Annotated in this window: 16 protein-coding genes and 1 tRNA gene; all 17 read left to right on the top strand. The window is 62.6% G+C overall.

The features are described from left to right. The first annotated feature begins 37 nt into the window (after positions 1-37). The 17 genes from MUW49_RS09905 (at position 38) to nuoL (ending at position 16890) form a co-directional block, all read left to right on the top strand. On the top strand, positions 38-643 hold the full coding sequence (locus MUW49_RS09905; protein ID WP_010675022.1) for a LemA family protein: 606 nt from the start codon (positions 38-40) through the stop codon (positions 641-643). Next, a complete protein-coding gene (locus tag MUW49_RS09900; RefSeq protein WP_200163639.1) occupies positions 640-1374 on the top strand; it encodes a TPM domain-containing protein in 735 nt (244 codons plus the stop codon). The genes MUW49_RS09905 and MUW49_RS09900 overlap by 4 nt, the downstream gene beginning before the upstream one ends. Before the next feature lie 22 nt (positions 1375-1396). Continuing rightward, positions 1397-2014 (top strand): TPM domain-containing protein, encoded by a 618-nt coding sequence (locus tag MUW49_RS09895; protein WP_010675024.1) that lies wholly within the window; start codon positions 1397-1399, stop codon positions 2012-2014. Positions 2015-2191: 177 nt separating this feature from the next. Beyond that, positions 2192-2279, top strand: a tRNA-Ser gene (locus MUW49_RS09890). A 669-nt stretch (positions 2280-2948) separates the two neighbouring features. Then, on the top strand, positions 2949-3707 hold the full coding sequence (locus MUW49_RS09885) for a flagellar motor protein (RefSeq protein WP_029314677.1): 759 nt from the start codon (positions 2949-2951) through the stop codon (positions 3705-3707). Beyond that, on the top strand, positions 3685-4560 hold the full coding sequence (locus MUW49_RS09880; RefSeq protein WP_182958416.1) for a flagellar motor protein MotB: 876 nt from the start codon (positions 3685-3687) through the stop codon (positions 4558-4560). The genes MUW49_RS09885 and MUW49_RS09880 overlap by 23 nt, the downstream gene beginning before the upstream one ends. Positions 4561-4816: 256 nt before the next feature. Continuing rightward, on the top strand, positions 4817-5221 hold the full coding sequence (locus tag MUW49_RS09875; protein ID WP_039038710.1) for an NADH-quinone oxidoreductase subunit A: 405 nt from the start codon (positions 4817-4819) through the stop codon (positions 5219-5221). Positions 5222-5250: 29 nt separating this feature from the next. Next, positions 5251-5925, top strand: a complete 675-nt coding sequence (locus MUW49_RS09870) for an NADH-quinone oxidoreductase subunit B (protein ID WP_010675028.1) — start codon at positions 5251-5253, stop codon at positions 5923-5925. Between the two features lie 38 nt (positions 5926-5963). Further along, entirely contained in the window at positions 5964-7733 is a 1770-nt protein-coding gene (nuoC, locus tag MUW49_RS09865) for an NADH-quinone oxidoreductase subunit C/D (protein ID WP_197713285.1), read from the top strand. A 72-nt stretch (positions 7734-7805) separates the two neighbouring features. Then, positions 7806-8345, top strand: coding sequence for an NADH-quinone oxidoreductase subunit NuoE (nuoE, locus tag MUW49_RS09860; RefSeq protein ID WP_010675030.1), 540 nt, complete (start codon positions 7806-7808; stop codon positions 8343-8345). Continuing rightward, a complete protein-coding gene (gene nuoF / locus MUW49_RS09855) occupies positions 8342-9727 on the top strand; it encodes an NADH-quinone oxidoreductase subunit NuoF (RefSeq protein WP_244812666.1) in 1386 nt (461 codons plus the stop codon). Before nuoE ends, nuoF begins: the two co-directional genes overlap by 4 nt. A 57-nt stretch (positions 9728-9784) precedes the next feature. Further along, complete coding sequence (nuoG, locus tag MUW49_RS09850) at positions 9785-12514, top strand: NADH-quinone oxidoreductase subunit NuoG (protein ID WP_244812665.1); 2730 nt, start codon at positions 9785-9787, stop codon at positions 12512-12514. Further along, entirely contained in the window at positions 12511-13476 is a 966-nt protein-coding gene (nuoH, locus tag MUW49_RS09845; protein ID WP_010675033.1) for an NADH-quinone oxidoreductase subunit NuoH, read from the top strand. The genes nuoG and nuoH overlap by 4 nt, the downstream gene beginning before the upstream one ends. A 90-nt stretch (positions 13477-13566) precedes the next feature. Further along, the gene (gene nuoI, locus MUW49_RS09840; protein ID WP_010675034.1) at positions 13567-14109 is read left to right on the top strand and encodes an NADH-quinone oxidoreductase subunit NuoI; all 543 of its coding nucleotides are present in this window, start codon (positions 13567-13569) and stop codon (positions 14107-14109) included. Positions 14110-14118: 9 nt separating this feature from the next. Next, on the top strand, positions 14119-14658 hold the full coding sequence (gene nuoJ, locus MUW49_RS09835; RefSeq protein ID WP_010675035.1) for an NADH-quinone oxidoreductase subunit J: 540 nt from the start codon (positions 14119-14121) through the stop codon (positions 14656-14658). 79 nt (positions 14659-14737) lie between these two features. Further along, on the top strand, positions 14738-15046 hold the full coding sequence (gene nuoK, locus MUW49_RS09830; RefSeq protein ID WP_010675036.1) for an NADH-quinone oxidoreductase subunit NuoK: 309 nt from the start codon (positions 14738-14740) through the stop codon (positions 15044-15046). Further along, complete coding sequence (nuoL, locus tag MUW49_RS09825; RefSeq protein ID WP_202040402.1) at positions 15043-16890, top strand: NADH-quinone oxidoreductase subunit L; 1848 nt, start codon at positions 15043-15045, stop codon at positions 16888-16890. The genes nuoK and nuoL overlap by 4 nt, the downstream gene beginning before the upstream one ends. Positions 16891-16919 lie beyond the last annotated feature (29 nt).

Genomic DNA, 16919 nt, shown 5'->3' with positions numbered 1-16919 from the left:
AGCTGTTATGGTGAACCTATTTCCGAGAGAAATATCAATGGAGAACAACAAGATGGCCACTTCACTCTGGCAGCGTGGTACCCGTGCCCTGCTGACCCTGACCCTGCTGCTGGGCTTGACCGGCTGCGGCATGAACACCATTCCGACCCTGGATGAGCAGGTCAAGGCGAGCTGGGGACAGGTCGAGAACCAGTACCAGCGCAGGGCCGATCTCATTCCCAACCTGGTGGCCACCGTCAAGGGGTACGCCAGCCACGAGCAGGAGACGCTCAAGGCGGTCACCGATGCCCGTGCCCGAGTCGGCAGCGTGCAGGTAAGTGACCCCTCCCAGCTCAAGGCGTTCGAGGCGGCGCAGGAGCAGCTCTCCAGCGCCCTCTCCCGGCTGATGGTGGTAGTCGAGCGCTACCCGGATCTGAAGGCCGATCAGCAGTTCCTGACCCTGCAGGCCCAGCTGGAAGGCACCGAGAATCGCATCGCGGTGGCCAGACGGGATTACATCGAAGCAGTACGCCAGTTCAATACCGAGATCCGTACCTTCCCCGGGGTCATCTGGTCCAAGCTGCTCTACTCCGATCTGGAAGCCAAACCCACCTTCAGCGCCAAACCCGGTGCCGATGAGGCGCCCAAGGTCAGCTTCCAATGAACGTGATGAGACGCTGGCTGGCGCTCTGTCTGCTGCTCTGTGCCACGGCGCTGCATGCCGCCCCCGATTTCCCGGCCCTGACAGGGCGAGTGGTGGACGAGGCCAATCTGATGTCCCGCAAGCAGGCTCACCAGCTCGCACAGCAACTGGCCGTCTTCGAGAAGCGCAGCGGCGTCCAGCTGGTGGTGGTCTCCATCGACACGCTGGCGGGGGATACCATCGAAGAGTACGGCTACCAGCTCGGTCGCCACTGGGGCATCGGCCAAAAAGGCAAGAACAACGGCGTTCTGCTGATCATCGCCCAGGACGAGCGCAAGGTGCGCATCGAGGTGGGTTATGGCCTGGAAGGTGCCCTGCCCGACGCCATCGCCGCCAATATCATCCAGACCCGGATCCTGCCCGCCTTCAAGCGCGGTGACATGGTGGCCGGCATCCTCGCCGGCAGCCAGGGCATCATGCAGGCCCTGGCCGGGGAGTATCAGCCCGTGGACAACACCAGCAAGGCCGACAAGCAGGGCGGTCCCTGGCTCTTCATCCTGGTGGTGATTGCGATGATCGTGCTGCACAACCTGCGCGGCGGCGGCGGTGGGCCGGGAGGACGTCGCCAGGCCGCCTACATGGCCGGTGGATTCGGTGCCGGCTCCTTTGGCGGCCGCACTGGCGGTGGTGGTGGCGGTTTCAGTGGTGGCGGCGGCAGCTTTGGCGGCGGCGGTGCATCTGGCGGTTGGTAATCAGGGAAAAAGAGACAACAAGATGATTTCGAAACAGTTTTTCCACACCTTGCAGGCCAGGGTTCGACAGGCCGAGCAGGCCACGGATGCCGAACTGGTCACCGTGCTGGCCCCGGCCAGCGATGGCTATCGCTATATCCCGACCCTGTGGGCCGCCCTGCTGGCCATGCTCACCCCCCTGCTGGTCTTCCAGCTCGGCTTCTGGCTTGGCTGGTACGAGATCCTGCTGGTGCAGTGGTCGGTCTGGTTGCTGCTGAGCCTGCTGTTCCACTGGACGCCCATCAAGATGCGACTCATTCCCAACAAGGTACGCCGTCACCGGGCCGCCCTGATGGCCCGCCTGCAGTTTGTCGAGCAGGGACTTCACCGCACCCGGGACCGGCTCGGGGTGCTCATCTTCGTCTCGGTAGCGGAGCACTATGTGGAGATCCTGGTAGACGACGGGATCGCCCAGCACATCGACAACACCCAGTGGCAGCAGATCATCGACGACTTCGTGGTTCGGGTACGCAACAAGGAGGTCGAGCAGGGGTTCCTGGAGTGCGTGGAGCGCACCAGCGCCATTCTGACCGACGCCTTCCCCGCCACCCGGGATCAGAACGAGTTGCCTGACAGCCTGATCATTCTCGACAAGCCTTGAACGGGCTTAAAAAACCGGCATTCTGTTCAAGGGATAGGCACTCGATAAAGATTATGAAAAATAAGGGGAAAAGTGGTTGACCCAGGCAGCCCTTTCCCCTAAATTACGCCCCGTTCCAGCGCAACGGCGCAGCGAACACCGTGTTGGCTGAACACGTTAAACCACAGACCAGAATTTGGTGAGGTGTCCGAGTGGCTGAAGGAGCACGCCTGGAAAGTGTGTATACGGCAACGTATCGAGGGTTCGAATCCCTCCCTCACCGCCAAATAAAGTAAAAGGCCCCGTCGCAAGACGGGGCCTTTTACTTTTTCCGATGATGGGCGGCTCGGTTCGCCCCCTGTCGACAGGCGGGCAGGATAGCCCGACTGGACGGCCAGAGGCCGCCCGCAGGGCGAGCGCCAGGGATGGTGCGAGTCAATCCCGAACCAGCTTACAGCTTGAAGAACCGACCTCAGGGTCGGTTTTTGCTTCAAGGAGTCTGCCAACCCCCTGGCAGGAGAAACCCGTCATCGGCGGGGCCAGAAAAAACGGCTTGCCGCGATACCTGGCCAAGTGCCGCCCAGCCAATCCCATCCCTTCCGCCTCTCTGCTCGCTGTTCTCTGCTCTCTGTCGACAGGGGATATGTCCCGAGGGCAGCCAGCTCTTTCTCGTTGACAGCTCATTACGCCAAGAAAAGAGAAAGTGACGATATAAATAACCAATATCCTCTCACAGATAGCACAGTATATTGTGATATCACTTGGATAACCGCCTCGTCCTGCCATGCCGGCACCGTCAACCTGCTCTGCTGACCAGGCGGCACAGGCCGATGCCACCGGACAATACCGGGTCTGCGCAACCTCTCGGATATTGCTCACCGATTGGATATCGTTTTGAAAAACTGATAGTTAAATGGCTACACTAGCCTCACACATCGCATAGGGATATGGACAAATGAGTCTTATTGGCTTGCTGCTGGCCCTGGCAGCCATTCTGGGTGGCAACATGATAGAAGGGGGGCACCCCAGCGCCCTGCTCGATCTACCCGCCTTTCTCATCGTGATCGGCGGTACCGTCGGTGCCGCACTGACCCAGTTTCCCTTCTCCGTGGTTGGTAAAACCCTCAAGCGCTTCAAGTGGCTCATCACTCCCCTGCGCCTCGACATGCTGGAGCAGGCCCAGCTGCTTGAAACCCTGGCGGGCAATGCACGGCGCAGTGGCATGCTGGCACTGGAGGGCATGATCGACGACATCAAGGATCCCTTCCTGCAAAAAGGGGTACAGATGATGGTCGATGGCTACGAGAAGACCAAGATCCACGAGGTACTGGAAAACGAGATCGAGTTCGAGCAGGAAGATATCGAACAGACCGTCAAATTCTACGAGGCCATGGGGGGCTACTGCCCGACCATGGGGATCGTCGGGGCCGTATTTGGCCTCATTCACGCCATGGGCCTGCTGGATGCCCCCGACAAGCTGGGGGGCGCCATCGCGGTGGCCTTTATCGCCACCATCTACGGGGTGTCGGCCGCCAACCTCATCTTCCTGCCCTTCGGCAACCGCTACAAGTCGTTTGCCCACCAGATCCGCCACTACAAGGAGATGACCCTCACCGGCATCCTCTGCATCGTGGACGGCGAATCACAGCAACGGCTGCAAGTGACCCTTGAGCCTTACCTCGGAGGCCACGGTGGCGAAAAAGAAAAAGGCTGAGGCGCCGGAGAACCACGAACGCTGGCTGGTCTCCTACGCCGACTTCATGACACTGCTGTTCGCCCTGTTCGTGGTGCTCTACTCCTTCGCCATGGCCAAGCAGTCGGAGACTCGCGTGCTCATTCAGGGCTTTATCGAATCTCTTGGCAAGATAGGGCTGGTCTCCCTTCCCGCCGGCTCCCCCGTGATGCAAGGGGGCACAGGCATACTGGAACCCGAGTCCAAGACCACCCCCAATACCTCCCAGAAAGAGCAGGTGCTGGATACCCAGACGCCCGCAGCGGCGGCCGACCCTTTCAACGAGACCATCGGCTCCTCGGAGAAACCTACGGCCACGGAGTCCTGGCCCCACAAGACCAAGGAGCAGAATTGGGTCACGGTCACCAAGCAGAAGCTGGATCAGCAGCTCAAGAGCCAAATCGAGTCCAAGGAGATCGAGGTGGAGCAGCTTGGCAGCCAGCTGGTGATCCGCATCGGCGAAAAGACCTTGTTCCCCGCCGACTCCGCCTTCTTGCAGCCCCAGTTCATTCCCCTGGTCAACAAGGTCTCGGACGTGCTGGCGGACATCCCCGGCATGGTGGTGGTCACCGGTCACACCGACAACTCCCAGGCGCCGGTGGAGCTCTATCGCAACAACTGGGAGCTGTCAGTGCTGCGGGCGGCCACCATCACCCACACCTTGTTGACCAACCCCAAGCTGGATTCACGACGGCTGATCGCCCAGGGGGTGGCGGATACCCAACCCCGTTATCCGAACGATACCCCGGCTCACCGCCAGGCCAACCGCCGGGTGGAGATCGTGCTCTCCCAGGGCAAGGCGGCAGAGCAGAGCCTCCCCGTTCTTCAACCCTGAAACAGACCCCGCCATGCGGGGTCTTTTGTTTCCTGCCATCCCCCGGATTTTCAAACTATCCGGTTTTTTTCTGCTACATAAAAACGATTGAAAACAATTCTCAAACGAGAAAGTTGACCCCGCTAGCAAAACACAATTTTCATCCCGTTGATTAATAATTAATCCTTTGAAATGACATGTAAATCAGTACGAAAGTGGCATACTACGTAACATCATTGTTAAGTCACATGATTAATTTGGTTAGGGAAAAACCTATATGTTTGCTGATATTGCCGTCCAGCACTGGGCTTTTGCTGTCTATGTCATTGGCGCCATCTGTATCTGCTTGACCATGATAGGCCTGGCGGCCTTGCTGGGGGGACGCGCCTATGGCCGTGCCAAGAACAAACCCTTCGAATCCGGGGTGGATTCCGTCGGCAACGCCCGCCTGCGCTTCTCCGCCAAGTTCTACCTGGTCGCCATGTTCTTCGTCATCTTCGATGTCGAAGCCCTCTATCTCTTTGCCTGGTCCGTCTCCGTTCGGGAGAGCGGCTGGGTCGGCTTCATCGAAGCCACCATCTTCATCACCCTGCTGCTGGTAGGCCTCCTCTACCTGTGGCGCATTGGTGCCCTTGACTGGGCCCCGAAAAAGCGTGTCCTGACTGACAAGAAACCAGACTGAACTACCGATTATCTCTTTGAGGTTGCACCATGAAGTACACCCTGACCCGGATTGACCCGGATGCGCCCGTTGAGCGCTACCCCCAGGAACAGCGCCAGACCGTCGATGATCCACTGGCGCAGCAAGCGACCCGCGGCATCATGATCGGGCGCCTCGAAGAGGTGCTGCAAGACACCGTCAACTGGGGCCGCAAGAACTCCCTCTGGCCCTACAACTTCGGCATCTCCTGCTGCTACGTGGAGATGTGTACTGCCTTCACCTCTCCCCACGACGTGGCTCGCTTCGGCGCAGAGGTCATACGAGCCTCCCCCCGTCAGGCCGACTTCATGGTGATTGCCGGCACCCCCTTCATCAAGATGGCCCCTGTCATCCAGCGGCTCTATGAGCAGTTGCTCGAGCCCAAGTGGGTCATCTCCATGGGGGCCTGCGCCAACTCCGGCGGTATGTATGACATCTACTCCGTGGTACAGGGGGTGGACAAGTTCCTGCCGGTCGATGTCTACATTCCGGGCTGCCCGCCCCGCCCCGAGGCCTTCCTGCAAGCCCTGATGCTGCTGCAGGAGTCCATCGGCAAGGAACGCCGCCCCCTCTCCTGGGTGGTGGGGGATCAGGGGATCTACCGTCCCCAGATGCAATCCGAGAAGGAACGCAAGCGCGGCGAGCGGATCAACGTGACCAACCTGCGCACGCCGGATGAGATCTGATCATGAAACTGACTCGAGAATTCCCAAGCAATTACACCATGGCCCAGTGGCAAACCGCCGATCACGCCGATGCCCAGGTGGTCGGCGAGCTGTTCGCCCACTTCGGTGCCGAGCGCTTCACCGTGCAGAGCACCCGTACCGGCGTGCCGGTCATCTGGCTCTCCCGGGATCTGCTGCTGGACGTGATGGGCTTCTTGCAAAAGCTGCCCTCCCCCTTCGTGATGCTGTTCGATCTCAGCGCCACCGACGAACGGATGCGCAGCCATCGCCACGGCCTGCCGGAGAGCGACTTTACCGTCTTCTATCACCTCATCTCCATCGACCGTAACGCCGACGTGATGCTGAAGGTGGCGCTCAAGGAGAGCGATCTCCATCTGCCCACCGTCAGCCGCCACTTCCCCAACGCCAACTGGTACGAGCGGGAAGTGTGGGATCTGATGGGGATCACCTTCGATGGCCACCCCCATCTGACCCGCATCATGATGCCCAAGAGCTGGCAAGGGCACCCCTTGCGCAAGGACTACCCGGCGCGCGCCACCGAGTTTGATCCCTTCATGCTCGATGCGGTCAAGCAGGATCAGGAGCAGGACAACCTGCTGTTCAAGCCGGAAGAGTGGGGCATGGCCCGCGGCAACGAGAATGAGGACTACATGTTCCTGAACCTCGGGCCGAACCACCCCTCCGCCCACGGCGCCTTCCGCCTGGTGCTGCAACTCGACGGGGAAGAGATCCGCGACTGCGTGCCCGACATCGGCTATCACCACCGCGGCGCCGAGAAGATGGGCGAGCGACAGTCCTGGCACAGCTACATCCCCTACACCGACCGGGTCGAATACCTGGGCGGTGTGATGAATAACCTGCCCTATGTGCTGGCGGTCGAGAAGCTGGCCGGCATCAAGGTGCCGGCGCGGGTCGACATGATCCGGGTGATGATGGCGGAGCTGTTCCGCATCCAGAGCCACCTGCTGTTCCTTGGCACCTACATTCAGGACGTGGGGGCCATGACCCCGGTCTTCTTCACCTTCACGGACCGCCAGAAGATCTACACCATCATCGAGGCCATTACCGGAGCCCGCATGCACCCGGCCTGGTTCCGCATCGGCGGCGTGGCCCACGATCTGCCTGCCGGCTGGACCCGCCTCATCCAGGACAACCTGTTGAGCTGGCTGCCCAAGCGGTTGATGGAGTATGAAAAGGCGGCCATGCGCAACAGCATACTGCGGGGCCGCACCATAGGCGTCGCCGCCTACAACACGGCCCAGGCCCTGGCCTGGGGCACCACGGGGGGCGGTCTGCGGGCCACGGGGCTCAACTTTGACGTGCGCAAATGGCGCCCCTATTCCGGTTACGATCAGTTCGAGTTCGAGGTGCCGGTGGGCAGCAACGGGGACGCCTACGACCGCGCCACCGTGCGCATTGAGGAGATCCGCCAGAGCCTGTCCATTATCGAGCAGTGCATGAAAAACATGCCTGAGGGCCCCTTCAAGGCGGATCACCCGCTTACCACGCCACCGCCCAAAGAGCGCACCCTGCAGGACATCGAAACCCTGATCACCCACTTCCTGCAAGTCTCCTGGGGGCCTGTCATGCCGGCCGCCGAGTCCTTCCAGATGATAGAGGCGACCAAGGGGGTCAACAGCTATTACCTGACCAGCGATGGCTCCACCATGAGCTACCGGACCCGGATCCGCACCCCGAGCTTCGCCCACCTGCAGCAGATCCCCTCGGTGATCCGCGGCCAGATGGTGTCGGATCTTATCGTCTACCTGGGCAGTATCGATTTCGTTATGTCAGATGTGGATCGTTGAGTCCTCTCGCCCCGGCAGCCGGGGCGAAGGGCAAGACGCGCAGTAAAGGGACAAGCCACAAAAGGTCAAGTCATGAGCCAATGTCAGTGTCACAATAACCAGACCCCACAAGGGCAAGGGGCATGCAGCAGCCAGCAGGGAGATTTCGTCCTGAGCCAGGCTGAGCGCGATGCCATCGAACACGAGAAACACCACTACGAAGATCCCCGTGCAGCCAGCATCGAAGCGCTCAAGATAGTGCAACAGGCCCGTGGCTGGGTGCCTGACGGCGCCATTCACGCCATCGGCGCCGAGCTCGGCATCCCCGCCAGCGACGTGGAAGGGGTCGCCACCTTCTACAGCCAGATCTTCCGCCAGCCGGTGGGTCGTCACATCATCCGCGTCTGCGACAGCATGGTCTGCTACATCAACGGCCACGAGCAGTTGCTTGCTGGTCTGAAAGAGGTCGTCAATCTGGCCCCCGGTCAGACCTCCCCGGATGGCCGCTTCACCCTGTTGCCCGTCTGCTGCCTCGGCAACTGCGACAAGGGGCCGGCCATCATGATCGATGACGATACCTATGGCGGACTCGATGCCGTCAGCCTGCTGAAAACCCTGGAGGCTTACCCATGAGCATTCAGCCAGGCAAGACGCTTGCCTCCCTCGGCACCGCCAACCGCATCCCCCGCACCGCCGAGACTCACCCTCTCACCTGGCGCCTGCGGGACGATGGTCAGCCGGTGTGGCTCGAGGAGTATCAGGCAAAACAGGGCTACGAAGCCGCCCGCAAGGCCCTTGGCCAGATGAGCCCGGATGACATCGTCAGCACCGTCAAGGACGCCGGCCTCAAAGGACGCGGCGGCGCCGGTTTCTCCACCGGCGTGAAGTGGGGCCTGATGCCCAAAGACGAGAGCATGAACATCCGTTACCTGCTCTGCAACGCCGACGAGATGGAACCCAATACCTACAAAGACCGCATGCTGATGGAGCAGCTGCCTCACCTGCTGATCGAGGGGATGATCATCAGTGCCCGGGCTCTCAAGGCCTATCGCGGCTACATCTTCCTGCGCGGCGAGTACGTGGATGCCGCCATCCACCTGCGCCGCGCCGTGGAAGAGGCCAAGGCCGCGGGGCTCCTTGGCAAGAACATCCTGGGCTCGGGCTTTGACTTCGAGCTGTTCGTCCACACCGGCGCAGGTCGCTACATCTGCGGCGAAGAGACGGCCCTCATCAACTCCCTGGAAGGACGGCGCGCCAACCCGCGGGCCAAACCCCCCTTCCCCGCCGTCTCCGGCGTCTGGGGCAAGCCCACCTGCGTCAACAACGTCGAAACCCTGTGCAACGTCCCCGCCATCATCGGCAACGGTGTGGCCTGGTATCAGGGGCTGGCACTGCCGGGTTCGGAAGATCACGGCACCAAGCTGATGGGCTTTTCCGGCAAGGTCAACAATCCCGGCCTGTGGGAGCTGCCCTTTGGCATCACCGCCCGCGAGCTGTTCGAAAACTACGCCGGTGGCATGAAGCCCGGCTATCGCCTGAAAACCTGGCAACCGGGCGGCGCCGGCACCGGCTTCCTGCTGCCCGAGCACCTGGATGCCCAGATGTACGCTGGCGGCATCGGCAAGGTGGGCACCCGCATGGGTACGGGCCTTGCCATGGCGGTGGATGACAGCATCAACATGGTCTCCCTGCTGCGCAACATGGAGGAGTTCTTTGCCCGCGAATCCTGCGGCTGGTGCACCCCCTGCCGCGACGGCCTGCCCTGGAGCGTCAAGATCCTGCGGGCGCTGGAGCGGGGCGAGGGCCAACCCGAGGATCTCTCGACCTTGGAACAGCTCGTCAGTTTCCTGGGCCCGGGCAAGACCTTCTGTGCCCATGCCCCCGGCGCCGTCGAGCCCCTTGGCAGTGCGATGAAGTATTTCCGGTCCGAGTTCGAGGCCGGGGTCAAGGCCCCCCATGACAATCACAAGCTGTTCAAGGGTATCCAGCCCAACCTGCTGGGCGAGCGCTGGTAAGCGCCAGGACGCATCGGGCAATAGCCGATTTCATAAAACAGGTTTCAGGGAAGTTGTATGGCAACCATTCATGTAGACGGTAAAGAGTACGAGGTAGACGGGGCAGACAACCTGCTGCAAGCCTGTCTGTCGCTGGGTCTGGACGTCCCCTATTTTTGCTGGCACCCGGCGCTGGGTAGCGTCGGTGCCTGCCGCCAGTGCGCGGTCAAACAGTATCAGAATGCCGACGACAAGCGCGGCCGCCTGGTCATGTCCTGCATGACCCCCTCCACCGATGGCACCTATATCTCCATCGAGGATGAAGAGGCGAAGGAGTTTCGCAAGACGGTGGTGGAGTGGCAGATGACCAACCACCCCCACGACTGCCCGGTGTGCGAAGAGGGTGGCGCCTGCCACCTGCAGGACATGACGGTGATGACCGGCCACAACAGCCGCCGCTACCGTTTCACCAAGCGCACCCACCAGAATCAGGATCTGGGCCCCTTCATCAACCACGAGATGAACCGCTGCATCGCCTGCTACCGCTGCGTGCGCTATTACAAGGATTACGCCGGTGGCGAGGATCTCGGGGTCTATGGCGCCCATGACAACGTCTACTTCGGCCGGGTCGAGGATGGCACCCTGGAGAGCGAATTCTCCGGCAACCTGGTGGAGGTCTGTCCCACTGGCGTCTTCACCGACAAGACCCACTCCGAGCGTTACAACCGCAAGTGGGACATGCAGTTCGCCCCCAGCATCTGCCAGGGGTGCTCGGTCGGCTGCAACATCAGCCCGGGTGAGCGCTACGGCGAGCTGCGCCGCATCGAGAACCGTTTCCACGGCGCCCTGAACCACTATTTCCTCTGCGATCGCGGCCGCTTCGGCTACGGTCACGTCAATCTGACCGACCGCCCGCGCCAACCCCTGCTGCAAGATGGCAGTGACAAGCTGGCCATCACGGTGGATGGCGCCCTGAACCGGGCCGCGGATGCGCTGCGCACCGCCAGCGGCGTCATCGGCATCGGCTCACCCCGCGCCTCCTTGGAGAGCAACTTCGCCCTGCGCGAACTGGTGGGGGCCGCCAACTTCTACTCCGGGGTCGAGCAGAGCGAATGGAAATGCCTGCAGAAGATGCTGGACATTCTGGAGCACGGCGGCGTGCGTACTACCAGCCTGCGCGACATGGAAGAGGCCGACGCCGTGCTGGTGCTCGGGGAAGATGTCACCCAGACCGCCGCCCGCATCGCCCTGGCCCTGCGTCAGGCGGTGAAAGGCAAGGGGCGCGACATTGCCCGCAAGCTGAAGGTGGACCTCTGGCAGGTCGCTGCCGTGCAGACCCTGGCCCAGAACCAGCGCTACCCCTTGCTCATCACCAGTCTGGATGCCACCCGCCTGGATGACGTGGCGAGCAGCACCCTGCACGCCCCCCACGCGGATCAGGCGCGCCTCGGGTTTGCCATCGCCCACCTGCTGGATGCCAGTGCACCTGCACCAACGGATCTCTCCCCCGAACAGCAGGCCCTCGCCGCCCAATGGGCCGACCTGCTTGGCAACGCCAAAAAGCCCCTCATCATCGCAGGCAATGGTGCCCGCAACGAGGCGCTGATCGAAGCGGCCAGCAACATCGCCCGCGCCCTCAAGGGCCGTGGCCAGGCCGCGGAACTTGCCCTGGTGGCTCAGGAAGCCAACAGCCTGGGGCTGGCCATGCTGGCCCGGCATGCCGCCCCGCTGGAGGCAGCCCTCGAGCGCATGGAAGGGGAAGAGAGGCTTGCCCTGGTCGTTCTTGAGAACGACCTCTACCGCCGAGCCCCCCGCAGCCGGGTGGACGCCGCCCTGGATCGCCTGCAACACCTGCTGGTCATCGACCATCAGGAGACGGCCACCGCGAAGAAGGCGGATCTGGTGCTGCCTGCCGCCAGCTTTGCCGAAGGCGACGGGACGCTTATCAACATGGAAGGCCGCGCCCAGCGCTTCTTCCAGGTCTATGCTCCCGCCTTCTACAACGCCGATATCCAGGTGCGCGAGAGCTGGCGCTGGCTGGATGCCCTGCAAGGGAGCCAGCAACCGCGTTCGGTTCGCTGGAACACCTTCGACGATGTGAGTCGCGATTGCGCCGCCAGCGCCCCGCTGCTCACCACCATGGGTGAAGCTGCACCCAACGCCGGCCTGCGCATTCGCGGCATGAAGCTCGCCCGGGAGCCGCACCGCTACAGTGGTCGCACCTCCATGCTGGCAAACCAGAACGTGAGCGAGCCCAGAGTCGCCCAGGATCCCGATTCGCCGTTCGCCTTCTCCATGGAAGGCTACGCCGGTGCCCGCCAGCCCCTCTCCCAGGTACCGTTTGCCTGGGCGCCGGGCTGGAACTCCCCCTCCGCCTGGAACAAGTTCCAGGACGAGGTGGGTGGCAACCTGCGTGCCGGGGATCCCGGTCGCCGCCTGCTGGAGCCGGGCGAAGGCAACCTGGGCTGGTTTGGCGCCATCCCGGCTCCCTTCCAGCCCGCCGCATCCCTGCAGGTGGTGAGCTATGACCAGCTGTTCGGTGGCGAGGAGCTCTCCGCCAGAAGCCCGGTCATCCAGGCTCGCATGGGGGAACCCACCCTGGTACTGAACCCGGCGGATGCCGAGCGCCTGGCACTGTCCCCTGACGCGCTGGTGGCCTTCTCCTGGGGTGGCAACCACTGGCGCCTGCGTCTGCGCCTGAGCGATGCGCTGGCTCAGGGCCTGGCAGGGTTGCCACTCGGGGTGAACGGCCTGCCGACCGCCCTGCACCACGCCCTGATCGATAACCTGCAGGAGGTCATCGCATGAGCGACTCTCTGATGGATCTGCTGATCGAGGTCGGCAAGGCCCTGGTCGTGCTCGTGGGGATCGTGGGGGCCGGCGCCTTCATGAGCTTCATCGAGCGCCGCCTGCTGGCACTGTGGCAGGACCGTTACGGCCCCAACCGGGTTGGCCCCTTCGGCCTGCTGCAACTGGCGGCCGACATGGTCAAGATGTTCTTCAAGGAGGACTGGATCCCGCCCTTTGCGGATCGCCGGATCTTCGTGCTGGCCCCCATCATCGCCTTCACCGCCTTCATCCTGGCGTTTGCGGTGGTGCCCATCACCCCCACCTGGGGCGTGGCGGATCTCAACGTGGGGCTGCTCTATATCCTGGCGATCGCCGGGCTGGCGGTCTATGCCGTGCTGTTCGCCGGCTGGTCGAGCAACAACAAATACTCCCTGCTCGGCAGCCTGCGCGCCTCGGCCCAGACCCTCTCCTACGAGGTGTTCCTTGGCCTCTCGCTCATGGGCATCGTCATCCAGACCGGCAGCTTCAACCTGCGTGACATCGTCGAGGCCCAGGCCGGCATGTGGAACGTGATCCCCCAGATCCTGGGCTTCGTCACCTTCCTGTTTGCCGGGGTCGCCGTCACCCACCGCCACCCGTTTGACCAGCCGGAGGCCGAGCAGGAGCTCGCCGACGGCTATCACATCGAGTACGCGGGCATGAAGTGGGGTCTCTTCTTCGTGGGGGAGTACATCGGCATCGTGCTGATCTCTTCCCTCATCGTGACCCTCTTCTTCGGTGGCTGGCACGGCCCCTGGCTGCCGCCCTTCATCTGGTTCGCCCTGAAGACAGCCTGTTTCATGGTGTTCTTCATCCTGCTGCGGGCCTCCCTGCCCCGCCCGCGCTTCGACCAGGTGATGTCCTTTGGCTGGAAAGTGTGCCTGCCCCTGACCCTGCTCAACATGCTGGTCACCGCTGCCGTGGTGCTGATGAATGCGTGAGCAAAACGAGATGGACATGACGATGATTCGGCCGTCTGCGGCAAGGAAACGCCCAGGCGCCAGTGCTGATAAATGTGCAGTGAGGCACCTATGAAAATTACGAGCATTATCAAGGGTGTTGGCACCCAGTTGCGCAGTCTTGGGATGGTCTTCTCCCATGCCTGGCGCCCCCGTGAAACCCTGAGCTACCCGGAGCAGCCGGTCTACGCCGCCCCCCGCTTTCGCGGTCGCATCGTACTGACCCGGGATCCCGATGGCGACGAACGCTGCGTGGCGTGCAACCTGTGTGCTGTTGCCTGCCCGGTCGGTTGCATCTCTTTGCAGAAGTCGGAGCGGGAAGATGGCCGCTGGTACCCGGAGTTCTTTCGCATCAACTTCTCCCGTTGCATCTTCTGCGGCCTGTGCGAGGAGGCCTGCCCCACCACCGCCATCCAGCTGACGCCGGATTTCGAGATGGGGGAGTATCGTCGCCAGGATCTGGTGTACGAGAAGGAAGATCTGCTGATCAGCGGCCCCGGCAAATACCCGGACTACAACTTCTACCGCATGAGCGGGATGGCCATCGACGGCAAACCCAAAGGGGATGCCGAGAACGAAGCCAAGCCCATCGATGTCAAGAGCCTGCTGCCCTAGGAGTCAATCATGGAACTGGCATTCTATGCCGCGGCCCTGGTCGCCGTTTACAGCACGCTGCGGGTGATCAGCACCAGCAACCCCATGCATGCGCTGCTCAATCTCATCATCTCCCTCATCGCCGTGGCCATGATCTTCTTCTGCCTGGGCGCCGCCTTTGCGGGGGCCCTGCAGGTGATCGTCTACGCCGGCGCCATCATGGTGCTGTTCGTGTTCGTGGTGATGATGCTGAACCTGGGGAGCGCCCAGGATCAGGAGAAGAAGTGGCTCACCCCCATGACCTGGGGTGGCCCGGCCCTGCTCTCCCTCATTTTGCTGGGCTTTCTGGCCCACGGCATTCTCGGCGTGACCGGCGGTGAACTGGGTCTGACCGAGGTCAGCGCCAAGGAAGTCGGTATCGCCCTGTTCGGCCCCTATGTGCTGGCGGTGGAGCTCGCCTCCATCCTGCTGCTGGCGGGTCTGGTCACCGCCTATCACCTGGGCCGCGAGGACAAGAGCGGGGAAGTGCTCTCCGTGCCTCGCACCACACAGGAAGGAGGTCAGCAATGAGCGACATCCCCGTGGTGAGGCATGGCCTGCTGCCGGCAGCCCGCCCCCTTTCCATCCAGCAAGCACAAGGAGCATGGCGATGAGTGGAATTCCCATGGAGCACGGCCTCCTGCTGGCGGCTATTTTGTTTGCCATCGGCCTGTGCGGCCTGCTGATACGCCGCAACCTGTTGTTTATCCTCATGAGTATCGAAATCATGATGAACGCGTCCGCCCTGGCATTCGTGGTGGCGGGTAGCCGCTGGGCCCAGGCCGACGGCCAGATCATGTACATACTGGTGATTTCTCTGGCGGCAGCGGAGGCCAGTATCGGCCTCGCCCTGTTACTGCTGCTCTATCGTCGTTACCACACCCTGAACGTGGACACTGTGAGCGAGATGCGCGGATGAGCCTCCTATATCTGACTTTCCTGTTCCCGCTGCTGGGATGGCTGCTGCTGGCCTTCTCCCTCGGCCGCCTCGGCGAGCGCACCTCGGCGCTCATCGGTGTCGGCAGCATCGGTCTCTCGGCCCTCACTACCCTGTGGGTCGGCATCGATTTTCTCAATACCATGCCGGAAGGCGGCGTCTATACCCAGACCCTGTGGCAGTGGATGACGGTGGGCGAGTTCCAGCCCGCCTTCCGTCTCTCCCTGGATGGGCTGTCGCTGACCATGCTGGGGGTCGTGACCGGGGTGGGCTTCTTCATCCACCTGTTCGCCTCCTGGTACATGCGCGGGGAAGAGGGGTATTCGCGCTTCTTCACCTACACCAACCTCTTCATCGCCAGCATGCTGTTCCTGGTGCTGGCCGATGACCTGCTGTTCGTCTATCTGGGCTGGGAAGGAGTGGGGCTGTGCAGCTACCTGCTGATCGGCTTCTACTACAAGGATCGCAACAACGGCGCCGCCGCCCTCAAGGCGTTCGTGGTGACCCGGGTCGGCGACGTCTTCCTCGCCATCGGGCTCTTCGTGCTCTACCGCGAGCTCGGCACCCTCAACATTCACGAGCTGCTGGTGCGCGCCCCCGCGATGTTCGCAGAAGGCTCCCCTGCCCTGTCGTTTGCCTGCCTGATGCTGCTCGGCGGCGCGGTCGGCAAGTCAGCCCAGCTGCCGCTGCAGACCTGGCTGGCGGACGCCATGGCGGGTCCGACCCCGGTTTCGGCGCTGATCCACGCGGCCACCATGGTGACTGCCGGCGTCTACCTGATAGCCCGCACCCACGGCCTCTTCCTGCTGGCACCGGAGATCCTCCATCTGGTGGCGCTGGTTGGTGCCATTACCCTGGTACTGGCGGGCTTTGCGGCGCTGGTGCAGACCGACATCAAGCGGATCCTGGCCTACTCCACCATGAGCCAGATTGGTTACATGTTCCTGGCCCTGGGGGTCGGTGCCTGGGAAGGGGCCATCTTCCACCTGATGACCCACGCCTTCTTCAAGGCGCTCTTGTTCCTCTCCGCCGGGGCCGTCATCGTTGCGACCCACCACGAGCAGAACATCTTCAAGATGGGAGGTCTGCGGCATCGCCTGCCGCTGGTCTATGCCTGCTTCCTGGTGGGGGGCTCGGCCCTGGCCGCGCTGCCGCTGGTGACCGCCGGTTTCTACAGTAAAGACGCCATCCTCTGGCAGGTGCAGGCCAGCGGCCAGAGCGCCCTGCTGTGGGCCGGTCTGGGTGGTGCCTTCCTCACCTCCCTCTACACCTTCCGCCTCATCTTCATCGCCTTCCACGGCAAGGAGCAGACCCAGGCTCACGCCGGACAGGGCCTTGCCCACCATCTGCCACTGCTGGTGCTGCTGGTGCTCTCCACCGGGGTGGGTGCATTGATAGTGCCGCCGCTCGCCGGAGTACTGCCGGCAGGCCCGGGGGATCACATCGAAGAGGGACGCCATGGCCTCGAGATCCTCTCCGGCGTCATCGCCGTGGCAGGCATTGCGCTGGCCGCCTTCCTCTTCCTCGGCGAACGTCGCCTGGCGAAGGGGATCGCCGAGAGTGCACCGGGGCGGGCTCTGTCCACCCTCTGGTTCAATGCCTGGGGCTTTGACTGGCTTTATGACCTGATTTGGGTCAAGCCCTACCTGCTGGCGACTCGCCTGCTCGGCAAGGATCCGCTGGACAGGATGATGAACCTGCCCGCCGTGCTGGCCCAGGGGGGGCATCATCTGCTGGCCTGGACAGTCTCCGGCAAGTTGCGCTGGTACGCAGCCTCCATGGGGATGGGCGCCGCCCTGATCCTGGCCCTGCTGCTGCTCGGCTGATCCATGAGCCCAATATTGTGTGGCAGGCT

Origin of the sequence: Aeromonas sp. LsrichE-8G, from assembly GCF_022869435.1 — a bacterium.
GTDB classification, from domain to species: domain Bacteria; phylum Pseudomonadota; class Gammaproteobacteria; order Enterobacterales; family Aeromonadaceae; genus Aeromonas; species Aeromonas caviae.
The sequence above is the reverse complement of the archived record's forward strand: the minus strand, read 5'-3'. Positions and strand labels throughout refer to the sequence as shown.

What these genes read in the sequence shown, in the direction of transcription:
- MUW49_RS09905 (WP_010675022.1), top strand. Translation starts at nt 38, where the DNA reads ATGGAGAACAACAAGATGGCCACTTCACTCTGGCAGCGTGGTACCCGT.
- MUW49_RS09900 (WP_200163639.1), top strand. Translation starts at nt 640, where the DNA reads ATGAACGTGATGAGACGCTGGCTGGCGCTCTGTCTGCTGCTCTGTGCC.
- MUW49_RS09895 (WP_010675024.1), top strand. Translation starts at nt 1,397, where the DNA reads ATGATTTCGAAACAGTTTTTCCACACCTTGCAGGCCAGGGTTCGACAG.
- MUW49_RS09885 (WP_029314677.1), top strand. Translation starts at nt 2,949, where the DNA reads ATGAGTCTTATTGGCTTGCTGCTGGCCCTGGCAGCCATTCTGGGTGGC.
- MUW49_RS09875 (WP_039038710.1), top strand. Translation starts at nt 4,817, where the DNA reads ATGTTTGCTGATATTGCCGTCCAGCACTGGGCTTTTGCTGTCTATGTC.
- MUW49_RS09870 (WP_010675028.1), top strand. Translation starts at nt 5,251, where the DNA reads ATGAAGTACACCCTGACCCGGATTGACCCGGATGCGCCCGTTGAGCGC.
- nuoC (WP_197713285.1), top strand. Translation starts at nt 5,964, where the DNA reads ATGGCCCAGTGGCAAACCGCCGATCACGCCGATGCCCAGGTGGTCGGC.
- nuoE (WP_010675030.1), top strand. Translation starts at nt 7,806, where the DNA reads ATGAGCCAATGTCAGTGTCACAATAACCAGACCCCACAAGGGCAAGGG.
- nuoF (WP_244812666.1), top strand. Translation starts at nt 8,342, where the DNA reads ATGAGCATTCAGCCAGGCAAGACGCTTGCCTCCCTCGGCACCGCCAAC.
- nuoG (WP_244812665.1), top strand. Translation starts at nt 9,785, where the DNA reads ATGGCAACCATTCATGTAGACGGTAAAGAGTACGAGGTAGACGGGGCA.
- nuoH (WP_010675033.1), top strand. Translation starts at nt 12,511, where the DNA reads ATGAGCGACTCTCTGATGGATCTGCTGATCGAGGTCGGCAAGGCCCTG.
- nuoI (WP_010675034.1), top strand. Translation starts at nt 13,567, where the DNA reads ATGAAAATTACGAGCATTATCAAGGGTGTTGGCACCCAGTTGCGCAGT.
- nuoJ (WP_010675035.1), top strand. Translation starts at nt 14,119, where the DNA reads ATGGAACTGGCATTCTATGCCGCGGCCCTGGTCGCCGTTTACAGCACG.
- nuoK (WP_010675036.1), top strand. Translation starts at nt 14,738, where the DNA reads ATGAGTGGAATTCCCATGGAGCACGGCCTCCTGCTGGCGGCTATTTTG.
- nuoL (WP_202040402.1), top strand. Translation starts at nt 15,043, where the DNA reads ATGAGCCTCCTATATCTGACTTTCCTGTTCCCGCTGCTGGGATGGCTG.